The following is a 4,723-nucleotide window of genomic DNA, read 5'->3' on the forward strand; positions in this document are numbered from 1 at the left end:
CGATCGGCGCCGAGACGTTGCTGGCGGAGCTGCCGCGATGAGCTCGCCCCGGCCCCTGCCGCGGCGGCTCCCCCAGCGTCGCGCAGTCGCCGGGCGCCAGACAGCGTCCCGCACGACGCGCAGAGAACGACCCACCCGCTCCGGGCGCCTCCTCGTGCCGTCCGCAATCACCATCTTGGCGCTGTGCGCGGCCCTTACCGGGCTGCGCCTGGCCGACTCCGGACGCATCGACCTGGCGTTGACGCTGCTGGTCGTGGCCGCGATCCTCGACGGTCTCGACGGTCGCATCGCCCGCATGATGGGCGCGACCAGCCCGCTAGGCGCCGAACTCGACTCGCTCGCCGACGCGATCAACTTCGGCGTCGTCCCCGCACTGATGGTCTACACCGTGCTCCTGCGCGACGAATCACACGTCGGCCAGGGCATCGGATGGGCCCTCACCTTGGTCTACTGCGCGGCCATCGTGCTGCGACTGGCCCGGTTCAACACACTGCTCGACGACGATTCCGCCCCCGGATACACCAAAGACTTCTTCGTCGGGGTGCCCGCACCGGCTGCCGCCGTCATGGTGCTGCTGCCGATCGGCTTGCTGCAGCAGTTCGGTGACGGATGGTGGACCGGGCCGGTTTTCGTCGGCTGCTGGCTGGTCTTCATCGCCTTACTCGCCGTGAGCCGGGTTCCCACCCTGAGTTTCAAGTCCGGCAAGCTGCGCGCCCGACTGCTCGCGCCGCTGCTGATCCTCGTGGCCGCGGCCGCCGCCCTGCTGTTCACGTTCCCGTACGTACTGATGGTCGCCGTGGTGGCCGCGTACCTGCTGCACATCCCGTTCGCGTGGCGGATGAAGCGCTGGGTATCCACGCGCCCCGAGTATTGGGACACGCCGGCCCGGGATCGACGGCACGCCCGCCGCGACAACCGGCGCGCCGAGGTGGCCGCCGGTAGTCGCCGCCGGGTGATTCCGGTGCGCAAGCCTTCGGCCCGCCTCGGGCTGCGCCGCCCTCCTCGCACCTAGTTATCCGCAGCCGATCCGAGTATCTGCGGCCGATCCGATCAGGCCGAGGGTGTCGGCTCCGCGGTGGGGATCTGCTGCTGGTTCTGGCCGTCCGGGGTCTGGTCGACAGTGCGGCTTGGCCGCTGGCCCGGACCACCGCGCGGGCCGCCGCCCTGGCCGTCCATGCCACCACCCTGGCCCCGTTCCGGCAGATGTCGAGACGACGCCGGCCGATCCCCACCGTGGTTGCCCGTCTGGTCGCCGGTGATGTAACCGGCACCGAAGCCGATCAGAAAGAGGGCGACTGCACCGGCGATCGCACCGCCGATCATCCAGTTCTTCTTCGACCCGGTCACCGGCGGCGCCTCTTCTGCTGGCGCGACGACGGGCAGTGCGGCGGCGGCCTGCGGCGGGGCCGCCAAGTTCGGGGCCGCCAAGTTCGGGGCCGCCAAGTTCGGGGTATCCGCGTTCCCGGTATCCACGTTCGGGTTTTCCGGATTGGGGGGTGTCGTCATGTGCGGCTCCTGCCGTGTCTCGCGCACGGGCCTTCGCACCGTACGTCGCAGCCCACTGTGCCGACAGAACCTGCCAGGTTGCTGTGCGCGGGTTGCCAATTCGCTGCCAACCAGCGTGCTCCACCCGCGCCGGCGGTCAGGTGAGCGTCACCGAGTACATGATGGTGCTCGCGGCGCCGGCCGCTGCGGCGGCGATCCCCACAGTCACCCAGTAGGTGTGACCGTCAGCTTCTTTCTGCATCAGCACCGTGCGCTCGCTGTTGGTCTCACTCCGGCTCGATTCGGTGTACCCGCCGGCTTTCAGCTTCTGAACTGCCGCTTCGAAAGCGTTGCCGTCGGTGGCCGGTGCCTGCACCGTCACCTGCCACTCCGGACTACCGCCGTCGGCAGCCAGGATCGTGCCGTCGACCAATGGCACGTGAGCGTACGGGAAGTCCTTCGGCAGTGGAACGCCGCTGCGCGCGGGGGCATTCTCGGTGGCGCACCCGGCCACGAGGGCCAGCGCGAAAGCGGCCGCAAATACGGCGAACAGGACTCTGAGGTAAGACCGCATACCTCAAACGGTAAAGTAACCCTCGGACGAACGCGTTTCGCCACCCCGCCACCCCGCCCGCAATTCGACCGACGGAGTGCCCCTTGATCCAGGTCCTGCTCGCGCTGGGTATCGGCGCGCTGCTGGCACCCCCGATCTTGCACGCCCTCGGCACGCGCGGCTTCTACGTGTTGGCGCTCATGCCCGCTGGCGCCCTGGTGTGGCTGATCCTCCATTGGCCGAAGGCCGACGTCCCGCTCACTCAGCACGTCTCCTGGGTGCCGAGCCTGCAGATGGACCTGACGCTGCGGATAGACACGCTGTCCGCAGTGATGGCGGTCCTCATCCTCGGCGTCGGATCCCTGGTGCTGGTCTACTGCGCGAACTACTTCGACGCAATGCGCAAACGCATCGAAGTCTTCGGCGGCGAAATGGTGGCCTTCGCGGCCGCCATGTTCGGCCTGGTGGCCAGCGACAACATGCTGGTCCTGTACGTGTTCTGGGAGGCCACCACGGTCCTCTCGTTCCTGCTGGTCGGTTTCTACGCGGTACGGGCGACATCCCGCCGCGCCGCCACCCAAGCGCTGCTGGTGACGACCTTCGGCGGTCTGGCCATGCTGGTCGGCATCATCATGCTCGGCGAGCAGACCGGGAGCTATCTGCTGTCCGACCTCGTGGCGACGCCGCCGAGCGGCACGTACGCCGCGATCGCCGTCGCCCTGATCCTCGTCGGCGCGCTGAGTAAGTCGGCTATCGTGCCGTTCCATTTCTGGCTGCCTGGCGCAATGGCCGCCCCCACCCCGGTCAGCGCGTACCTGCACGCCGCGGCGATGGTGAAGGCCGGTGTCTACTTGGTGGCCCGCCTGGCCCCCGGCTTCCACGAGCAGGTCAGCTGGCAGATCATCGTCGTCGGACTGGGTTTGCTCACCATGATCCTGGGCGGCTGGCGATCACTGCGGGAGCTGGACCTCAAACTCATCCTGGCGTTCGGCACCGTCTCGCAGTTGGGCCTGATCATGGTCCTGGTCGGTGTCGGCGACGCGAACGTCGCTCTCGCCGGACTCGCGATGATCGTGGCCCACGCCATGTTCAAGGCCTGCCTGTTCATGGTGGTCGGCATCATCGACCACGCCACCGGCACCCGCGACATCCGCAAGTTGGCCCGACTCGGCAACCGCGCTCCCGTCCTGGCCGGCATCGCGGCCGTCGCCGGTGCAAGCATGGCCGGGTTGCCGTTCACCATGGGGTTTATCGGCAAAGAATCGGCCTTCGCCGCCGTGTGGAGCACGGGCGCCTACCCGCTGTGGCTGTCCCATGTCGTCGACCTGCTCCTGGTGCTCGGCGCGATCATCACCTTCGCCTATACGGCCCGGTTCCTCTGGGGTGCGTTCGGGCGGAAGCTCCGCACCTTGCCGACGCGTCCGGTCGCTCAGGCGCATTCACCGTCGCCTCTGTTCCTCCTGCCGCCCGCGGTACTCGCCGCGGCCGGCGTGCTCGCCTCACTCGTCGCGCCGTGGCTGGGGGGCGTGCTGGAACCGTACGCCGAGACGTTGCCGCTGTACGGCCAGCCACTCGAGCACCTCGCCCTGTGGCACGGCTTCGGCCTCCCGGTGGTCCTGACCCTCATCGTCTACCTCGCCGGCCCCGCACTGTTCCTGGTCCTGCGTCGAATCCGCGATCAACTGTTCGACCATCCGCCGCGGTTGAACGCCGATCACGCCTACGATCGTGTCCTCCGCGGTGCCGACACCCTCTCGCTGTGGGTGACCCGGAATACCCAGCGCGGTTCGCTGCCGATCACCCAGGGCGTCATTCTGTCCACGGCTGTCCTATTGCCGGTGACCGTCCTGCTGGTCGGCTCGCGCGACCGGCTGGAGGTGACCGGCTTCGCCAACCCCGAGCAGTTGGTGATCGGTATCGTGATCGTCGCCGCCGCCATCACCGCCACCATGCTGCGCAATCGGCTGGCCGGTGCGCTGACCGTGGGCATCACCGGCTACGGCTGCGGCGCACTCTTCGCGATTCACGGAGCCCCCGATCTAGCTCTCACCCAGTTCCTGGTGGAGAGCTTGACTCTGGTGATCTTCGTGCTGGTGCTCCGCAAGCTGGCGGCCGAGCCACAGCCACGGCACAAGACCGGATTCCGCCCGTTACGTGCGCTGATCGCCGTCGCCTTCGGGGCCGCGCTGGTGGTGATTGGCCTGTTCGCCGCGGCCGCCCGCCGGGCGCAGCCGTTGTTTGTCGACCTGCCCGCCGCTGCCTACGACTTCGGCCACGGCGGCAACACCGTCAACGTGCTCCTGGTCGACATCCGCGCCTGGGACACCCTCGGTGAGATCTCGGTGCTGATCGTAGCGGCCACCGGCGTCGCCTCGATGGTCTTCCGCAGTCGCCGCTTCGGCGCCGTACCGCGCGTCACCGACTTGGTCCGCAACGAGGCCGGACTCGACGAAGCCGCCGCAATCCCGGACCGCACCGTCTGGCTGCGCGGCAGTGAACTGACCCTCGGCAAGGACCGCTCGATGGTATTGGAGGCGGCCACCCGGCTGGTCTTCCCCACCCTCGTCGTACTGTCGCTGTACTTCTTCTTCGCTGGCCACAACGCTCCCGGCGGCGGCTTCGCCGGCGGCCTGGTGATGGGCCTGGCGCTGGTGCTTCGCTACCTCGCCGGGGGTCGTTACGAGC

The 4,723-nt window shown here is 68.5% G+C and carries 4 protein-coding genes; 2 read left to right on the forward strand and 2 right to left on the reverse strand.

The genetic code is table 11. The features are described from left to right. The first annotated feature begins 37 nt into the window (after positions 1–37). Positions 38–1,012: a CDP-alcohol phosphatidyltransferase family protein gene (locus WAW85_RS11370; protein WP_422559721.1), complete on the forward strand. Its 975-nt coding sequence runs from the start codon at positions 38–40 to the stop codon at positions 1,010–1,012. A gap of 38 nt (positions 1,013–1,050) precedes the next feature. On the opposite strand, the gene WAW85_RS11375 is transcribed toward WAW85_RS11370, so the two are convergent. Both WAW85_RS11375 and WAW85_RS11380 read right to left on the reverse strand, forming a co-directional pair. Continuing rightward, on the reverse strand, positions 1,051–1,506 hold the full coding sequence (locus tag WAW85_RS11375) for a hypothetical protein (RefSeq protein WP_422559718.1): 456 nt from the start codon (positions 1,504–1,506) through the stop codon (positions 1,051–1,053). Between the two features lie 136 nt (positions 1,507–1,642). After that, entirely contained in the window at positions 1,643–2,059 is a 417-nt protein-coding gene (locus WAW85_RS11380) for a hypothetical protein (protein ID WP_422559719.1), read from the reverse strand. 83 nt (positions 2,060–2,142) lie between these two features. Here WAW85_RS11380 and WAW85_RS11385 point away from each other — a divergent pair. Beyond that, on the forward strand, positions 2,143–4,723 hold a 2,581-nt coding region (locus tag WAW85_RS11385), incomplete at its 3' end, for a Na+/H+ antiporter subunit A (protein ID WP_422559720.1).

The sequence above is a fragment of the Gordonia sp. (in: high G+C Gram-positive bacteria) genome (assembly GCF_049299075.1).
Classification (GTDB): Bacteria; Actinomycetota; Actinomycetes; order Mycobacteriales; family Mycobacteriaceae; genus Gordonia.